Annotated in this window: 4 protein-coding genes; all 4 read right to left on the bottom strand. The window is 56.0% G+C overall.

Annotated elements, in window-relative coordinates; all coding sequences use genetic code 11:
• Positions 1-12487: CARDB domain-containing protein (locus RBR60_RS14245; RefSeq protein ID WP_320357958.1), on the bottom strand; the 12487-nt coding region annotated here is incomplete at its 3' end.
• A 76-nt stretch (positions 12488-12563) separates the two neighbouring features.
• Complete coding sequence (locus RBR60_RS14250) at positions 12564-13382, bottom strand: rhodanese-like domain-containing protein (RefSeq protein ID WP_320357960.1); 819 nt, start codon at positions 13380-13382, stop codon at positions 12564-12566.
• Positions 13383-13493: 111 nt separating this feature from the next.
• The gene (locus RBR60_RS14255) at positions 13494-18533 is read right to left on the bottom strand and encodes a chitobiase/beta-hexosaminidase C-terminal domain-containing protein (protein WP_320357962.1); all 5040 of its coding nucleotides are present in this window, start codon (positions 18531-18533) and stop codon (positions 13494-13496) included.
• A gap of 50 nt (positions 18534-18583) precedes the next feature.
• Positions 18584-19486, bottom strand: coding sequence for a transglutaminase domain-containing protein (locus RBR60_RS14260; protein WP_320357964.1), 903 nt, complete (start codon positions 19484-19486; stop codon positions 18584-18586).
• Positions 19487-20176: the final 690 nt, after the last annotated feature.

The raw sequence follows: 20176 nt of genomic DNA on the forward strand, positions 1-20176 counted from the left end.
CCCCGTCATAGGAGAACCTGACGGTCTTTAGCGGTGAGGGGCCTGCATTTTCTCCAAAGTAGTGGATTTTTTCCAAACGCCCTGCATCGTCATAATCATAACGGGTGCGCTGGTTTTTGGGATCGATACGCTCCACAAGGCCGCCTGCGGCATCATAGGCGTAGCGAAGCTTCTGACCTCCGGGCCGGATTTCTTCTACCAAACGGTTGTTCAGGTCATAGACAAATCGGGTGGTCTGACCTTTGGCATCGGTGAGGCTTAGAAGATTGTCCCTTGCATCGTAGGTGTAGGAGGTGATGCCGCCTGCGGCGTCCTCCACCCGGAGAAGACGGCCAAGGGCATCATAATGATACTGGGTGCTGCGGCCTTCGGCGTCCGTGATTTTGGTGAGGTTGCCTGTGGCATCGTAAGCATAGGCCGTGTACAGGGCCTCGGTATCGCTGAGGATGTCCCGCTCTGCGGTTTTGCGGCCCCGCCTGTCGTAGCGGAACCCCCTTTCGAAGGTGGGGTATGTGATGCGGGAAGGTGCTGCAGCAGCCCCGTCAATACCGCAGGACCCGCAGCCCTGGGAACCATCATAGTCTAAGGCAGTCTCGTTCCCATTGCCGTCCAGAATGCTGACAAGGCGGCCTTCTTCGTCATAATCATAGAGAAGGGTGCGGTCTTCACCGTCCTTGACGGAAAGAAGACGGCCGTCAAAGCTATGGACAAGGTGAACCTCCTCCTCCCCCTTGATTACACGGGCCAAATGATCCCGGACATCCCATGCGTAGCGGATGGTGTTGCCAAGGGGGTCCTTGGCCTCAATAAGATTGCCTGCGGCATCAAAGGCATAGGTATGGACGCGGTCTGTGGGGTCCCGGACCTCCGTCAGCCTGGCGGCAGCATCATAGGCGTAGCGCCAGACCCTTCCCAAGGGATCGGTTCTGGTGAGCATATTGCCCGCAGCATCATAGGTGAACCCTGTGCTGTGGCCTTCGGCATCGCCCATGCGGATGACGTTGCCTGCGGCATCATACTCAAAACGGTTCTCCACCGAAGGCGTCAAGCCGTCGCCGGGGCGGTACAGCCTTACAAGATTGCCGTCTTCATCATAATCAAACTCCGTGATGCGTTCCAGTGCATGACCTGCGGCCTCCACACGCCGCACCATCCGGCCGGAGGCGTCATAATCATAGCGGGTGACCATGCCCTTCTCGTCCACCCTGCGGGTGAGGGTATGGAACACGGGATGATAGGTGAGTCGCAGCTCACTGCCATCTGGATGCACCACCCGGATGAGCTTGTCCCAGGGGTCATACTCCTTAATGGTTTTGTTGCCGTTCCCGTCGGTAAGGGTATAGGTTTGATCTTTTTTATTAAAGGTTCGGATGGTGCGGCCGTTGACATCTTCCTGTACGGCTTCCCCGTCGGAACGGGTCCACACCTCACGCACAAGACCAGAAGTGTTCCGGGTCAGGGAATAGAAAAGATTTTTTCTGCTGTCATAGCCGTATTCAAAAGAATATCCCTGCTCTTTTTCATCCATGACCGAAGTCACATGCCACTGGTTAGTTTTAAGGTCCTGCCCCCATGAAATGGTTTTGGTTCTGCCTTCCCCGTCGGTAACGGAACTTAAACGAAAACGGGGAGGTGGAGGACAGGGAGGAACAGGGGGCCTTCCCGCATCTCCTGTCTTACCGGAAGACCCCCCACCTCCATATCCAGCAAGGCCATGGAAAGGCAGGGAAGAATCCGGAGGCCATACACTTCCCAGCCCAGGGATGGCATTACTGGAACCATCCGTATAGGTATACAGGCTGTCCCTGCCCAGAACATCCCTGTAACGATGGAGCAGCACCGGATACTTGACAAGGTGGGCAGGGGGTGGTTGCGGTATGCACTTTCTGGATCCATCACCCATATTATTCTCAGGATTGCCCACCGCATAACTTTTTTCATATTCAATACTACGATCCACCAGATCCCGGATCACCACACGGCTGCGATGCTCTCCCCTTTCATGGCTGAACGTAAATACCTCTCTGCCATTGCGGTCTTTGATGGTTCTGACCTCACGACCGCTTTCATCATAGTAAAGCTTTGCAAGTATACCGCTGCGGTTACCCCAGGCCATGAGCCTGCCGGTCCAGCCATCAGAGAGAGGCCGTGTTCCCTGAAGGCAAAGGGAAGAGCCCGTGCACAGGGATGCCTGAACCGCTTCCTGAGAGGCTTTCGGCACAAACGCAAACTCTTCCCACTCCCCATAAATGTCTTCCCAGCGCCAGACACCACTACCCTTGTATTCAATCCAGTAATTGCCCTTCGCGGGTCTCAGGATGCGGCCTTCTGCCTGATCCGTATCTGCGCTTATTTCGGGCCTATAATATTGACCGTCCCGCTTGATGCTTCCCACCACAAGCGTTCTGCCATCCTCAAGGTTTACACGGATCCCACCCGCATCTGAACCTGCAGGACTCATCCCTTCCTGTTCTGCCTGAGGAACAGAAAAAATAAAGTCCAGCCTCTGTTCATGGCGCCAATGCCAGGACGCATCATAATAGGCCCTTTCAATGGCAAGGAACCCACCGGGAACCTTCACACGAAGATCCGTATGGCTGTCAGAAAAGGATCCTGTGTTCAAATTCACCTCAGATCCTGCGGGTACACAGGTTGCTGCCTCGCTCGCCTTTACGCACGAGGAGGTACTGCTACTGCTTCCACACCGATTATAAGGGCGATCCGGCGGTGGCGGTTCGCAGCCATCCTTTCCTTCTGCGACAATGGGAGTTCCTGAACCTCCCCAGCTTCCACCGCCATAACCACCACTGCTGCTGCCAGGTCCCCCCCACCACCAGTCACCACCGCCGCCGGAGGGCGTATCGCCACTGCCGCTCCTTCTCTTCACCGGCCTGCTGAAGCAATGGGGAACTTTCCCTGAATACGGACAGCCATTGGCCGCAACACCGCTGTAGTATGTATAGCCGCAAGTGCTGTAGCCCCCGCCGCCACCACCGCTTTCTACCTCATCGGCGGTATTCAGGCTGCGAAGGGCCACAAGGCGGTAGGGAATGAAGATGCGCTCTTTGGCTCCAAGGCTCTCCGGAGGCTCGGCAAGGAGCTGATACCGGATAAAGGCATCATCTTCTGGAAGGTTCATCCTGAGATTGTCCGCCCGGATGAGGCCGTGGTTGATGCAGCTGATCTCTCCTGTCATCACATCCCCTGCCTTCAGATCCGGCAGGGACACAGAGGTGGGATCACAGATCACCACAGGTGCTGGCACATGGGTCTCGTAGGTCAGGGTCAGGACAATGTCATACCTGTCCTCAATGGTGGTCTCCTGCACCCGCCACTCCACGGTGACAAAGTTATACTCCAGGAAAAGGGCCTCACTGGCCGTCACCCCGGCCCGGATCCAGAGCCTTCCGATTTTCTCCTGATGCCCGGGTGCTCTGACCCGGTATTTGTAGCTTCCTGCGGGAAGCTCTGTGAACAGGGCCTCGCCCAGGGTATCGCTCTTTTTTTCAAAATGGATGTTGAGGTTCTTTTCATTCTGAAGGGTAATGCTGGCCTCTCCAAGACCCTGTATGGGCCTGCCGTCTGCACTCAGGCTTCCTGTGTAGATGTTTTTGACCTTAAAGAGAGCATGTCCCCTGCCCTTGGCCGTAAGGGTAACAAAGACAGGGATTTCAAGGCTTTCGTGGTTGTCCGCATCCACGGCCACAATGAAGCTGTAAAGGCCTTCTTTGGCCCTTAGGGGCGGAGCAAGGGTAAGGGGCAGCTCAAGGCTTTCTCCCACACCCAGAACCGAAGGCCCTCCACTGCGGTTAAGGAGCACCCAGTCCGGCAAGGGCTTGCCACCTTCGGCCTTCAGGCTGAAGGTGAGGCCCTCCACATCGGCAAGGCCCTGATTTTTGAAGGTGAGCACCTCAGAAAGGCTTTCTCCGGGAACAAGGCCCGTTTCTTTATAATTGGGATAAAAAAGAAGGGGCTTTGCCTCGGTAAACGAGATGTCGAGATGCACAAAACCCAGGGGCTGAAGACCCGTCACCTCATCGCTCACAAGGCGCAGCACAAGGGAGCCGTGATCTGCGGCCCTGTTGTCGGAATGGATTTTTAAGGGGATACTCGCCTTTTTACCGCCTTCAAGCCGGGTAATGGCGGGGCCTGCGTCCCAGAACACCCCTTCTTCAAAGGCGTTGGCGGGCTGATCCCAGTCCTCCTTAACAAGCCTTAAGTTATTCACCACAAGCCCTTCAGCCACCTCAAGGGAGATGGGAAGGGTCTTTTCGTAATTTTTGGGAAGACTTAAACGAATGCGGGAAGGATGCAGCCCCACCCTTGCAATGATAAACTCCGCCTGCACGGGCCGATCCAGGATGTCCGGATGCAGGGCCGCCACCTGATAAACGCCGGACTCCTTTGCCGTGGGCCTGAAGGTGTAAGAAAATTCTCCGTCAGAACCGCTGACAAGGGCGATCTTTCTTTCAAAACCATTTTGCATGAGAACAAGGTTGAAGGGCGCGTGGGGAAGGCTCCTTCCATCTTCTTTCACAAAAACCCGACCCCTGATGCGCACATCCTGGCCATAGGCCACGGAAGGGCTTGCTTCAAGGATCTCTGCGGCATAATCGGTTTCTTTAAGGCCCACCTCCCTTGTGCCGGCAAAACCCCGGAGCACAAGGGGGGCTTTACTTTGAAAGCCGTGATAGATGCGATCAAACTCAAGCGTCAACACCGCCCGCTCCGGTGCAGCTCCAGGAACCGGGATCTCAACGGCAGCCGAGGTGAACACGGCCCCCGGTCCAAGACGCACAAGGCTTGTGCCATTGGCAAGGGTCTGAACGGCCTCCCCCGTAAACTGCATGAAGGGGATGCTGGCAAGGATATTACCGTCCCTATCTAAAAGGCTGAACCGGATATCCTCCGAAGGCTTGTTGCCAAAGTTTTTGGCCGTAACCAGCTCGATCTCCCCTTCGCCCGTATTCTCCAACACAAAGCTTACAAGGCCTGACCCTCCCCGGATCATCTCCTCGGAGCGCAGGATCAGGGCCAGCATGCCCTCCTGGACAAGGACCTCCCCTTCGGCCCCAATGCGCGCCCGAAGCCCAGGCTCGGGGCTCTGTTCCACATAAAAGGAAAGGGGTTCCCTGTCTTTTAATGCCCCATAGCCCGGCACCACCACCGCCACCCGCTGCCCTTCCCCTGCCTTCAGCCCAAAGGGCTCTGAGCCATGGTCGCGGTCATGGAGGCGCAGAGAAACGCGAAGCCCCTCAAGGTCCGTCTTTCCATGATTTTTGACATCAAAGAACAGGTGATTCATCACCCCGCGCCGCAAAGGAGGCCCTTCGGCAAGATTGATGGAAAGATGGGGCAGCAGAAGCTCCCTGGCAGGACTTGGTTCCCCATGCCTGTCCACGGCCACAAGGCGATAAGCCCGCTCCTCGCCGCCAAAGCCCGTATCTTCCATGCCGTAAACAGGGATGGGACTCTCCGTCACGGACACAAGGCTGCCGGGAGCTCCCATGGAAAGGAGAAAGCCTTCAAGGCGGCTGCCGCCGGGATGGGTCCAGGAAAGCTCGGGGTTTTTGCCCTGCCTGCGGCTTACAAGGAAATGATCCGCAGGCAGAAGATGCACGTTGAGATAAACGGAATTGGAGGGCAGAGACTCGTTGCCCGCAGCATCCATGCGGGTAAGCACATAGGCGTGCTCCGTGGGGGAGGGCCTGGAGTCAAGGGCCTTGTTGCCATTAAAACGGGCATCAAGGGGGGTCAATCCGTCAACGGAATGAATCTCCCCGGCATCGGAGCGGTAAAGCCTGTGGGTATAATCCTTGCCTTCGCCAGGCCCTTCCCAGCTTGCCTCAATACCCGGAGGAATCAGGCGTAAACGTAGATTTTCTGGTGCTGGGGGAAGGGTGACAAGGGCTTTTACGGAAGCGGATGCGGAGAAAACGCTTTCTGCCACTTCCCCGTTTTCTTTTCTGAGGCTTGTGAGGGCATAAAGGTAGAGCCCGTCATGGGTAACCCTGTCTTCAAAGGCCTCTGCATCGCCAGAATCCAGCTCCCTAAGGAGATGAAAATCGCCATTCCCCCCATCCTGCCTGTAAATCCTGTATCCGCTACTGTGTTCCACGGCATGCCAGCTTAAGGCCACAGCTCCCGCAGGCAGGGCCTTGGCCCCAAGACCAGAAGGCGGCGAAAGGGGCGGAAGATCGCCCGCATACACCTGAAAGCGGTTGGGGGCTGTGATGCGGCGGCCTTCATTGCCAAGAAGGCAGGTGCCGGAAAAAGTGAAGGAAAGAAGCTCCGGCCCGTCAAAACCCGCATCCAGGGGAAGGTCAAAGGCCCCTTCCCAGACTTCGGCTTCATCGGGTGCCGCCGTGCCTTTTACAATGGAAGAAATGGCCTCGGGCTGCCTGCCTGCGCCGGAAAGAACAAAGGCAAAATCAGGAAGGACGCCTTCGGCGGTCTTTCTGTCAAGGGCTGCCCTGAAGCTCACACGAAGGGGGCTCTTATTGTTGTGGATGGGGCTTTGGGGATTGAGATCAAGCTTTATGAGCGAAGGCCCTTTGGCGTCAATATCAAAGGACGGCCCCTCATCGATCTCCGTTCCCCGGTTGCCCGCCAGATCCCTTGCGGAGAACACGGCCCAGGCCCTTCCGGAAGGGGTGCTGCCTTCAATGTCAAAATAGCCTTCATACAGAAGCTCACCGGTTTTGGTCAGATCCACGGGAAGGGGGTGACCGCCTTCGGGCGTGATGCTGAAAAAGGGTGAGGCCATCAGGAGTTCATTCACCTCCACCCGAACCCCCACCCGACCCTGACCCATGGCCTGGGTATGGGGATGCACAGGACCTTCGGGTGCATAGCTCACACGGGCCCTCGGCCCTTTGCTGTCAGAAATCCCCGAGGCGGACTCCGAAGGGGCACTTTCATTGCCAGCCTTGTTCAGGCCCGTGACCCTGTAGAACCAGGCCCCGTCCTGGGCGGGCATGTCCCTGTGACCCAGACCGGCAATGATTTTAGTGTTCACCTTTTGGGCCTGGGCAAGCTCCGTAAAGGGTGTTGCACTGCGATAAAGGTTGAAGCCCGAAGGCGGATCTCCAGGCCCGGCACTCCAGGAAAGGCGCATGACACCGGCCTCAAGGGCTTCTGCCTTCAGGTTCACAGGAGCCGAAGGAAGGCTTGTATCCACCTCCACCTGAAGGGCAGCACTCAAAGGCCCTCTGCCTGCGGCGTTGAGGGCTGCGGCACGGATAAGGTGCACACCCGGCGTAAGGGTGAAGCCTGCAGAAAAAGTCCCCCTTCTGTCCACATCCAGGAGATCTCCGAAGGGCGTCTCTCCCAGATAAAGCTGAACACGGGTATCAGGCTCGCTCCGGCCCTCAAAGAGCACCAGGGGCGCATGGGTGATCCAGCCGTTTGCGGGCTTTGTGAACACCGGTGCTGCGGGTAAGGCCAGCTCCACGCGGATGTTTTTTACAAGGCTTGTGCTGTTGCCGAAGCTGTCCCAGGCGACAATTTTGAGGACATGGCTCCCCTCTTCCAGCCCATGGATATCCACCTGCCAGCCATAGGGCGCGCCAAAGGCCGTGTGCCGGAGAACGCCATTGAGGTAAAAGGCCACACGGCTTACGCCGGACACATCCTCGGCCTTAAGGCTGAGAAGCCCCGAACGGCTCAGTGCATCGCCTTCTTCCAGAAGATCCGAACCGAATTTTACATCGGAAATGACAGGCCCCGTTTCATCGGGTCTGGGGGTGAGGGCAAGGCTCTGCACGTAAGGATTGTGGCCGCCGGAGATGTCCACCGCCACAAGGGCCACATGGACGGTCTCGTGATTGGCAAGGCCCGAAAGAAGGGCTTTATTTTCTTTCACCTCAGAGAAAGGCGCCATACCCTCGGTGGAATCAAAGGGACCTTCGGAGGAAAGATACAGGGCATAATGGCGCAGGCATTCTGAAGGCTCTGAGGAATCCCAGGAAAGCCTTGCGCCTTCGGGAAGAACCTCAAAGCGGATGGCGGAAGGGTTGAGAAGCCAGGTGCAGGCCTTTTCTGAAAGACCGAAACTCTCTATGCCCCGGCTGTTGTAGCCCTGAATTTTAAAGGTATGGGCAGAGGCTGGGGCAAGCCCGGATTTTTCCCACAAAAGGGCGTCTGGTCCAAGAAGTTCCGGGGGCTGGGCCTTATCAAAATGGATTTTATAACCCCTGAAATCACCTTGCTGATCTGCTGGCGCTTCCCAGGTGAACAATAAACGATCTGCATGGGAATGCACCGCAAGATTATTCACCTCGCGGGGGGCATTGGCATTCAGGGGCCTTGCGGCAACCGGGCTGACCCCGCTGCGGAACTGCCCTGCCTCATCCACGGCCACCACGGCAAACCAGTAGGGCATTCCATGGATAAGGTTCTGCACGGCATGGGTGAAAATTCCGGCCTGCACCTCTCCACGGTGGGTAAGCCCTGAAATGCTGGTAAAGGATTCGGTTTCATAAAAGATCAGGTACTTTGCAATGTCTCCGTGGAGGGTTTCGTCATAGCCTGCCCAGTTTAAAAAGACCGTGGTACCGTTGCCCTCACCACTGGCGCTGAGATTGTGTACGGGCAAAGGCGGAATATCGTCCCAGACAATGCGGACCCTGCTTTCTTCACTGACATTACCTGCCCTGTCCTTTGCCGTGAAAATAAAGATATTTTCTCCGGGCTCAAGGCGCACCCGGTGCTCCCAGCCCGTGGCTGCGGTGTGACGGGTAAGCTCCTCACCGTTCATATAAAGGGCTGCAAAGGCCTCCTTTTCTCCCCTTAAAAGCTGGGTCACGGCATGGGTGGGAGAACTTACTTCGTAAATCAGGGGCGGAGGAGGTGCCTGGGTATCCACGGTAAAGGTGTATTTGTGGGTGGACGCATTGCGCATCCTGTCCACGAGATAAGCTTCCAGGGCATAGGTTCCGTCGGCAAAGGGTGCTGAAGGGGTAAAACGGAGGAGATGACTCTCCCCATGCCAGGTCCAGTCTCCGGAAACGGGCTCCCCGCCTGCGTCCAGCACCTTGAGGGTGCTGGCGTCAAAATCAAACCCGCTGCCCGTTTCCTGAACGGTCAGCTCCAGATTCGGAGGAGGAGTATTCATAAAACTGTTGCCTGCGGGCATCACCCGACTCACACCAGGAGGCAGGGAATCCAGAAAAATATCCACCCATACGGGATCACTCAAAACACCAGCAGGACTTTGGGCACGGACTTCAAGGACATTGTTTCCCTGATAGAGATATATGGAGCTGCTCCAGGCATCGCTGCCGGAGGCTACCTGAGAAACGTATCCGGTTGAATTATTCCGCAGAATCCGGATACCGGTATTCTCTTCCCGCTCCCCGGTGAGGGTAATGTAGGTGGTATTGGAGCGATTGTCCGCAGGTCTTGGCTGAATGAGACCGGAATACACCTCTCCTCCCGTAATGACAGGGGGAGCGGGCTTGTCCGTCTTTATGGTGAAGGAAATTTCATAGGCTTTGGAATTGCCCGTCGTGTCAAAGGCCGTAAAGGCCATGCGGTAAAGACCCGGCTCTAAGGGCAGGGAAGATGGGGTAAAGTAGAAACGGTTTGCGCTCACCCCCCGGGTTCCCGGAATAACAATGCCTTCCCTTGTAAGGCTCAGGGTCTCCAGGGTGGCGGCATTGTCCACACTTCCGCCATGGCGGTCCGTAAGATAGATGTCAATCCGGCTGACTTCATGGATAATGGCACCATGGGCAGGGCTGCTGGAGGTCATCTCCGGCGGGGTGGTGTCCGGGATCTCTCCAAGGCTCACAGTGTAATTGTTGTTGCTTTCATCGTCTTCGGGGACACTGTTAGTGTGATCACTTTTAACCTCTATCTCTGCCGCCCCCTTCTGGGCGGTCCAGGTGGCAGTCGCCTGGGCCGAGGCTCCGGCTGCCAGGCCCTGAAGCCATCGCGTTCCCATATGAATTCTATTGACCCAAAACCCCACATGAAAACCTGAGGCAGGCCCTGCACCCTGATTTTTTATGGTGGCCGTAAACCTTACCATCTGCCCCGCCTCCATACCCGAAGGCGGGTCCCAGACAAGCTGGCTTACCACAAGATCGGCCTGGGCACCGGAGGTGGAAAAACGCCACACAGGGCCTGAAGTCTCAGCACCATGGCTGTCCCTTGCCTTAACACGCCAGAAATAGGTGGTATCCGGCTCCACGGAAAGGGACCAGCTTGTCTGTTCAAGATCCTCTGCCAGAGGGTTCAGGCTGTCCGCATCTCTTCCCAGAAAAAGGGTGTAGGTAAGCTTATCCGAAGGGTTGGGATCTCCTCCCTTCCAGGAAAGGGTTATTTTTTTATCAGGAAATCTTAAATTTTCCGCCCCATGCACAGGAACGGGGCCATGGGGGACAAAGGGCGGTTCATTGCCTGCAATGGGAGGGGTACAGTCTGCGGGACTCCCAAGCCAGGGAGAAAAGGCCACATTGCCTGAGACCCTGTCTCCACCCTGATTCGGGCCTTCAACATGACCCCACCAGTTGCCCTCTGCGACAATTCCAATTCCCTGCCCTGAGTTATTCGAAAGTCCATAACTCAGGTTGCGGATAAAATTATTGCCTCTGATTTCAGGCTTTGCCCCGGAGAATGTATGAATCCCCACATGGTTTTCCCTCAGAGTATTGCAGGCAATGACAGCATCGCTGCTTTTGGCTCCGGAAAGAGAAATCCCATTAGAAGCGCTGTTGCGGATGGTAGAAAAACGGATGGCAGGGCTTGATGAATCAATCCGGATATTGCCCTGGTTATATTGTCCACCGTATTCCACAATGCCATATTCAATGAGCGAGTTTTCATGGCTGGTGGCATTAAAGACGATACCTTGCCAGTGGCCAGGCTGTGGGCTGGTACTGTCTGCCGTAAAGCGTACAGGCGCGTCCGCCGTGCCTGCGGCAATGAGGGCACCGGGGTCTCCGCTGCTGCTCCCTATATCCAGCCGGATATAGGCATTGAAACGCAGCTCCGCACCCGGCTCCAGGGTAAGGGTGGTCACACCGTTCTCCCCATCCCTCCCATAAACATATAGAGTATTTGAAATTCCATAGGGAATAGAAGCCTTCCAGGTGCTGGATTTCTGAAGATGGTTTCCCGTCACCTGAAGCACACTCTCCCCATCGAGATCCTTAAACTCCGTGGTGGCCACAAAGGCCCCCACATTGTCCGCAGGAAGTTTTACGGGAAAAGCATTGTTCCAATGGAGGGTGTTATTATCAAAGGTAACCGCTCCGGTCCCCTCAAAATTAAGCCCCTTACGCAGGTGAGAGTTATAGAGTGCCCCTCCCACATTTCCAGCATATCGGATATCGTAGCCCTGGTTGTGGGTAAAATGGCAGGAGGCCAGAACCGGAGCAGCAGCAATTATCTGAACGGCGGGAGCATTGCTTCTTCCCGCATAGCTTATAATGCTGTGCTCCATGCGGCTTGTACTGTGGGCAGTTGTCAAAAAACGGATGCCATTCCAGTAACCGGGCTGGGGATCTGTGCTGTTGGCGGTAAAGCGTATGGGCGCGTCCGCCCTGCCACGGGCAATGAGGCCGCCGGGGTCTCCGCTACTAAGCCCTATATCCAGCCGGGTATTGGCATTGAAACGCAGCTCCGCACCGGGCTCCAGGGTAAGGGTGGTCACACCGTTCTCCCCATCCCTCCCATAAACATACAAAACATTTGAAATTGCGTAGGGAATGGAAGCCTGCCAGGTGCTGGATTTCTGAAGATAGTTTCCCGTCACCTGAAGCACACTCTTCCCATCGAGATCCTTAAACTCCGTGGTGGCCACAAAGGCCCCCACATTGTCCGCAGGAAGTTTTACGGGAAAAGCATTGTTCCAATGGAGGGTGTTATTATCAAAGGTAACCGCTCCGGTCCCCTCAAAATTAAGCCCCTTACGCAGGTGAGAGTTATAGAGTGCCCCTCCCACATTTCCAGCATATCGGATATCGTAGCCCTGGTTGTGGGTAAAATGGCAGGAGGCCAGAACCGGAGCAGCCCCAATTACCTGAACAGCGGGAGCATTGCTTCTTCCCGCATAGCTTATAATGCTGTGCTCCATGCGGCTTGTGCTGTGGGCGGTTGTCAAAAAACGGATGCCATTCCAGTGACCAGGCTGGGGGTCTGCGCTGTTGGCGGTAAAGCGTACGGGCGCATCCGCCCTGCCACGGGCAATGAGGCTGCCGGGATCTCCGCTGCTGCTCCCTATATCCAGCCAGGTATTGGCATTGAAACGCAGCTCCACTCCGGACTCAAGGGTGAGGGTGGTGACACCGTCATCCCCGTCCTTTCCCTGAACCACAACCGTTCCTGTGACAATATAGGGGCTGCCCGCCACGGTCCAGGTGGTGTCCGTTGAAATACGGCCACTGACCTCGGTCCGGGCAGAGGCTTCAGGGCAGAAAAACGACAGCGCCAGACAGGCAAGGACAGAAAGGGGCAGGAAAAGACGGTGAGGTAAAAACATGGGTCAGAACTCCATTGGGTCTTATTTTTCAAGGGGCAGCGATGATCTGCCCATCCTTTTTTCAGGGTCCGCCGTTTCAGTCCTGCAAAGTGCAGGAAGTACCGCTTCCGGTGCTGGCCATACGCTCATCCCTTGAACGCTGGGCCAGACGCCGGTGTTCAAGGTAGCGTTCATAACCTGCCCAGCCCTTTTCCAGCACATAGATCTCCCCCATGCCGTAACTGGCCAGATAACGCCGAAAGGCCGCATTTGCCTCACCATTTTTCGTAATAATAATAGGAGCAAGGAAGGGATTGTTTCTCCCCTCCCCCATGAGGGTCAGAAGATCCTGAACCCCCTCGGGATCATGGGGCCGGAGCAGGGTATGGGCCAGAGGAAGGGTAAAAACCGCCTCTTCCCTGCCCAGGCCATGGACAATGACGGGATGGGTCCAGGCCAGCTCTGAGGCCAGAACTTCCGGACTTACCCTGTGCATCTCCTCCATGGCAAAGGGATCACCCGCAAGGGGTCCGCCAATACCCTTCCAGGCGACAAGGCCACCGGCAAGAATAGCTACCTGAAAACCCTCTTTGCTTAAATCCTCACAGCTTTCCGCAAGTCGGCCCAGAGCAAACCCCTCATTGATGAGTACAAGAGGTTTTGTACTCAGAAAGGAGCGAACCCGGATCTCATGGAAGTCCATGTTCAGGGATCCCGGTATGTGGTATCGAGCAAAGGCTTCTTCAGGCCTTACGTCCACAAGAAAAATGGCCTTCTCACGGAACTCCGCCATCACTTCCTCCGCACTCCTTGCCAGGGCGGGAGAAACCTGTTTTCCCTCGCCGGACAAAAAATCCCCCTGATCCGCCTGTACAGCCAGAGCCGAGAGCAACAAAAACAAAAAACATGCAGCCATTGCCTGTTGCCTTGCGATCTTCATAATCCCCTCCCCACAGGCCCGTGGATTCTTCAGGAAAGCCGCCACAGCGGCTCCCTTACCCCACCATCCCCTTTATCAAATCCAAATTCATGGGAACCCTCTTCCTGTCAGCTGTTGAATGAAGCAGGCTGCAGGATCAAGCGGCAGAACAAAATCCGTATCTTCGGTTACGGAAATGGGGGCTGTCCAGTGCCGATAACCCATGTATTCCAGCCGAAGCCGGTAGGTGCCTTCGGGCAGAACAAAAGATGCAGGCTTCCTATGTGTCGTAACCCGTCGATGTCCGAGATAAAGCTGATCCTCCCTGTGCAGGTACACATGGATACCCGCCATGCTGTTTCCGGAAAAATCCTCCACGCGGAAGTTCAGCCTGCCGCCCCCCCCATTGATGTCGGCCTCAGCCTGACCACTTCCGGGTACTTCAAGCAGGGGGCTCCAGTAGGGCCTTGTAAGAATATTGGCCTGGAAACGGTAACGACCGCCTGCGGGAAGTAAAAACCTGGCAAGCCCATCGCCATCGGTGGCCTGATAAAGCTCCAGATAACGCTCATCGTCTCCGTGCAGCTGCACCCGGACATTTCCTGCGGGGACCTTTTTTGTCCCGGCTTCCAGGGTAAAGACCCTCACATCCACAGGGATATGGGGAATACGCAGAGAGGCTGCTTCCATGGCAGGTATTTCCAGCACTTCACTCCAGAATGCATGCCCAAGATAGTCCGTGCGTATGCGATAGCGACCATGGGGCAGATCCATCCGGGCCATCCCTTCGGCGTCCGTACTGACGGAAATGCCCAGATCCTCGTCACGAATGTCGAAAAGACGGCAGAGAACCCCAGCAATGGGCTCCCCTTCAGCCTTCTCCACCTTAAAGACAAAGGGCTCGTTGCCGATGCTCAGGTGAACCGTATGCATGCTGTCCGCAACCAGAGGCTCGATGCCACTCCAGAAGGCATTGCCCAGATAATCCGCCCTGAACCGGTAACGGCCCTCGGGAAGACGGATGCGGCTTTCACCACCGCCATCGGTGTGGAAGACAAGATCAAGGGACTGATCGGCTTCATCGAAGAGGGAAATCCCCACATTGGAAAGGGGCTGCCCCGCAGCCTGAACCCGTACCCTGACCTCGGCCATGGGAATTAGAATCCGGCTGTCCTCCCAGATGAAAATATCGGAAGCAAAGGTCTGTCCCCTGTGGGTAATCATTGCCACATAGGGCTGTTCCGGAACCTCAAAGACGGCATAGCCCTCTCCATCGGTTTCCTGCGTCAACCCCACAGGCTCTCCCCTGTCCGTAAAGAGCTGAACCGGAAGACCCGCAAGGGCCGTATTTTTTTCCTGATAACGAGCACCAAGCCATACACTCAACGTTTGATGGGGAAGCAGAATCTCCATGCGGGCGTCCGCAGACAGATAAACATCCTCGCTCCACAGGGAATGCCCCAGCCAGAAGATCTCTGCCTCATACTCGCCCGCAGGCAGGTCAAAGGCCACCAGCCCCGCAGCATCGGTCTCGGCAGAAAGGCCGGAGGCCCCGCTCCCGTCATGAATTTCAATGCGAACACCTTCCATGGGAGCTTCCGGCCCTTTGTTCACCTGGAAAAGCAGCCTGCCCCCCTTCGTGGGTACGGAAACAAGGTTGGGACCATCGCCGGACACGGTGATCATTCCTGTCCAGATGGGGTTACCGTAAAGATCCGCCCGAAAGGTGAACTCGCCGCCCACGGGCAGGACAAAAACCACCTCACCCGCTGCGTCCGTGATTCCGTACTGCCCGAGCGAAGCTCCCGATCCGCTGAAAAGGTGGACTTCCACATCCCGGACCGCCCCGTCCTTGGTATGCACCCGCACCCGTACCTCCTCTTCCGCAATGCGAAGATGGCCTGCGGAAGTTTCCGGAAGGGGAAGGGGATCGGTCCCGTAGTCCCTGCCCATCCAGGATACCCGGAACCGGTACCGGCCCGGCGCGAAGGCAGCCGCATCAAAATCCGCCTGCCCGTTTTCACTGGTGAGAGCCCTGATGCCCGTAAAAACTCCGGCCTCGGTAAAGGCTTTTACCTCAAGACCCTCAAGGAAACGGCCCGCGCTGGTATCCACGGTGAGGCTGAAGACCGCAGCCCCTTTGGTGTAGGTTTCCGTCACCGGAGCACTGAGGTTTCCAGCCCTGTCCACCGCCATAAACCTCAGGATGCGGGTTTCATCCAAGACAAGGGGCTCCGTGTAAGGGAGTGCGCTTTCCGAAGGAAGACCGCCATCGAGGGTGTAATAGATGTCCGCAGGCTCATTGGTGCTGAGACTTACGCTTACCGTATCCGCAAAACGGCCTCCCGGAGGTGTGGCGGATACCAATGGCGGGGTACGATCCACGGTGATGGCAAAGGGGCAGAGCACACGCTGGCGGACGCTGCCATCCTCAAGCAGGGCATAGACATAATAAACCCCCTCAAGATCAGAGATGTTCCAGGTGTAGAAACCTGCCCTGCTGTCGGGATCTTCTTCCAGCCTGTCCTGAATCAGAGTCCCGCCTTCGGTCCGTGGCACATCCGTATAGTAGAGGGCGAGAGTGGCATCCGGGCCCGTGTTCTTCAAAAGCCAGCGCAGGGTAAGGCCCTGGGCCGCAAGGTGCAGAGGGGCATCGGGATAGACAAAGGAAAGTGACGGCGGGGGAACGGCATGCACCTTGGCAAAAAACCGTCCGGTTTCAGACCAGGCTCCGGCAGGGCCATTTTCCTTTAAAGCCTGAACCCGCCAGTAATACCAGCGACTGGAAGCCAGGGCGCCATAATCGTCAAAGGAAGGATTTGCCCTTGTACCCCAGGCCACAAGCCGGGTTAGGTTCGCATCTTCATACACTTCAAAGCGGTATTGAAGCACACTGGCATCCAGAGCCGGATCCAGGGCCGGATGCGCGGAAAGGGACGGAACAGCTCCCGGCACCCAGGCACCCTGTCCGGGATTTTTCAGTACAGGCCCCGGAACAAGACCCTCTGCGGGATCACCTGGAACAGGTTCCGGAAGCACACCACCTTCCGTATGGACAACAAAATGCCCATGGGACCAGAGGCTGCTGCCCGTCTGGTCCGAAGCCCGGACACGCCAGTAATAGGCCTTTCTGTCCTCCAGATCTGCGGGAAGAACAAAACGGGTGGTATTTTCCCCGATACAGGCAAGGTCCTTTGCAAAAAGACGCTTGCGGAAGGTGATGTCAGAAAAGACCTCAAAGGTATAGGTCACTGGATCATTTTCAGGGTCAAGACTTCTTTCGATCACCAGCGCAGGGCTCAGGGTGTTCAGCACTTCTCCCGGAAACGGGCTCAGAATATCGGGGGTGCCGGGCACATTCTGCGGCACGGTGGGATCAAAGCCGTTGAGGTACTCATCAAGATCTGAGATACCGTCCCCGTCAAAATCACCCCGGCCATCCCTGCCCAGCGAACCGAAATGGACAAGCTCCCAGGCATCGGGGAGGCCGTCCTTGTCCGTATCCGCAGCGTCTTCTGCGGCTATGCGGATAAGGGCCTGCCGGGAAGCGGTCAGGATGCCGTCGCTGGCCGTAAAACGAAGGGTGTAAAGCCCCGCCTGCCCCGCCCCCGGCGTCCAGTCAAAAATTCCGCTGCCATCCCCCATATCCGTAAATCCTGCCCCCACGGGAAGGGCCTCCGTTCTCAGCGCAAGGGATTTTCCCGAAGAAGATGAAGCTTCCACAAGAAAGGAAAGCTGACGCCCCTCCTCTCCAACTCTCTCGGGGATGAACCGGATCTCCGGCGGCCGTGGCAGGTTATCTGGATTTTCCAGGATAAGGGTATAAACACCCGTTGTGTTGTGATCAAAGATATGGATGCTGTGCTGCCAGGGGCCGCCACCTCCCCGTGTTTTGGAAAACCAGATATTTTCGGGCCGGATGCGTTTGCCATCGGACCGGACAGCCCCCTGAATGATCAAACGACCCCGTGAAGGATCGGACAGAGCGGCATACATGAAGCCATCCGTAGGGGGGACGGTGAAACGCCAGGTGTTTCCCGAAACCGCAAGACTGGCATCTTCAGACTGATCCGTCACAAGGGTTGCCGTACCGTCGGACTCATACACCCTGTAAACATCGTCATCCTTTGCCAGAAAATCCTCGATGGCATCCCGGCCCGGTGCATCCACAAGAACGCTCCGAACAAGAAAACGGGTATTCACCTCCTGAATGAGCGAGGTCATCTGCCCCCCCAGGGCATCGGCATGGGAAAACTCCGCATCAAATCCCACCATCCTGCCGGACAGAGAGGATGTCATGATCCAGCGGGCAACGCCTGCTTTTCTGGAGGCAATGTCCCCAAAATCCGCAAGCAGGCTGTTTTGGGCTGGCTCTCCATTCACACGGACGCCCTCAATATTAAAACCCACAAGAAGCCCCTGCTCATTTTCAATGATCCGGGGCTGAGCAGACTCCACCTTCAGGGAACGGGCCGCTCCATGGCCCCGGTTCAGAATCCTGAGACCAAGCTCAAAGGGAACAGGCTCTTCCACTGTATTCGTCCAGGGATCATCCCCATAAACATCCGTGGGCAGAAAATAATCCAGAACCAGCTCCGGCATGGGTTTGACAAAAATATGGTCCGGCGTCACCTCTATGGTTTCGCTCTTACCCCCTGCCGTATAGGAAAGGGTGGCGCCCACAAAGTACAAAGTACCGCTTTCGCGGCCGTTGGAAGCCCCAGGCGCCGGAATGATCAGCCAGTGGATGTCCGCCGAGGTCTCGGGAGCCACACTCCCGCTGCCGCTGACATTGCTGATGTTGCGCATGGTATCAAGGCGGATGAAAAAACGGGCGGCCGTGTGGTTCGGGTCCGATGAGGCAAGAACGGGCACGCCCTTCTCATCGGTAAAGTTCACATTTACGGCCACATTCTCGATGGGCATATGGGCAAGGCCATTATTGATACGCATATGGGCATCAAAGGCCTGACGTTCCAGGGTCAGCTCCTGCCGGATTTCGATCTTTACCGTAGCGCAGAGGGCGCGGACATCCTGCGGGAAAAGGCAGACAATACCCAAAAGCATGAAAATCCACAGAAAACATATCCCGGCCCTCCGCAGATCGCCAGCCGCCATCATGACCCTCCCCGCTTTCAATGCATCCATGGTCTCTTGCTCTCCATATCCTGAAAAGGGTGAACGGACGCTCCCCCTGCTCACCGGTTCAACCCCACACGCATCCCACGCCCCTCAAGCCCTGCCACAATCGCCCTCCCCTCCCCATCGGAGAATGAGATTGCCTGAAAAACAATGTAGCTGCCTTCCTCTTCCATGAGACGCTTTTTCTGCGGGTCCGCCGCCCGCCAGTATCCACCATGATAAAACATTGCCCAGTTATGATAGTCTCCCAGATCAAGAAGCCCCCCTTCGGGAGCCACATATCCGCCCATCATGCGGGCAGGTATGCCGTTTGCCCGGCAGAGCGCCACAAAAAGGGCCGCAAACTCCGTGCAGTCACCCGTTTTATGCAAAAGCCCGTAAAGGGCTCCGCGATTCTCGCGAACATATCCCTCGTACACGAGGTTAAGGCTGACCCATGAAAAAATATTTTCAATGGTTTTAAATTCGGAATCTCCCTTCAGGGTCACAGCCAGTGCCTGAATCTCCGGGTGATCCGACTCAAGAAGGGGCTCAGCCTTAAGGAATATTTCCGGATTATCATGGGGCATTTTCAACGGCATTTCCCGGATATCAAGGTCCACCCCCACCGTCAGAATCCTTGTGGTATGGGGCGGAAAAAGATCCCAGTGAAACACCAGAATATCAGATTCTTCCGGAGAGACATCCCTGGACAGGGCAGGTTCTGCCGCAAGTCCGACCCGTCGCTGAAAAGCCGTTTCTCCAAGGGGGACACGAACCCGCACCCAAACGTCCTCTGCGGCCCCGTTTGATGGATTCTGCACAGAGATACGATACCGTACGTGAATCCGCCTGTCTTCGGGAGGCAAATCTTCGGCCTTAGGCGAAACCCCTGTCACAGAAATGCGCCAGCCGAGCACAGACAGGAACAACGCCGCGACAAGGGCGGCCATCCCGTACCGGATTCTGATAAAAGACATATAAAACCATCCTGAACACAAGGGCGGAAAGGTCAGGGCATCAAGCTCCTGCGGGCGCAGGTCTCCTGATCCTGAAAATCATCCCGAACACCACACGGGAGCAACACGTCTCTACAGGCGAAACCAATACTTTGGCGGGTTAAAACGCTGCGAACATTGCCAGGGCAACACTGCGAAAAACATGCCGACCCATAAAAACAACGAAATAAAAATACCTGAAGAAGGATTGAAAGGGGGGTACATACAAAAAAGCAGAGATGGAGAGCAGGGAAAAGGAGGGACGCGGCCAGGTTTTTATGCCATTTTACGTCAAATAATGACGTAATTTGTCAAGCACCAAGACGCTTTGATCAGGACAAAAGTCTTGGCAATATCTGCGAAAGAACAAAACATGTGGATGAAAACCACATTCACCTGTTAGGCCAAGGGCTTGCCTGATATGGGGGCAGCGGCCCTGTGGCTAAAAAACCAAAATCTTGTTATTATTCAAAAAAACGGCTAGCCTTGCTGCATTTTAAAATCTTTGACAATAAATCAATGGCCCGGGTGGTTTTGCGATTTTCTGCCCTCACCCCCGGCCCCTCTCCCAGTGGGCTGGGCTTTACCCGCAATTTTTATCAAGCCTGTTGAGTTGCAAAAATGTAGTTTTGAGGGTGTCTAAATGCTCTTTTTCCCTCTCTTTCCTTAATG

The sequence above is a fragment of the Desulfobotulus sp. genome (assembly GCF_034006065.1).
GTDB lineage: Bacteria > Desulfobacterota > Desulfobacteria > Desulfobacterales > ASO4-4 > Desulfobotulus.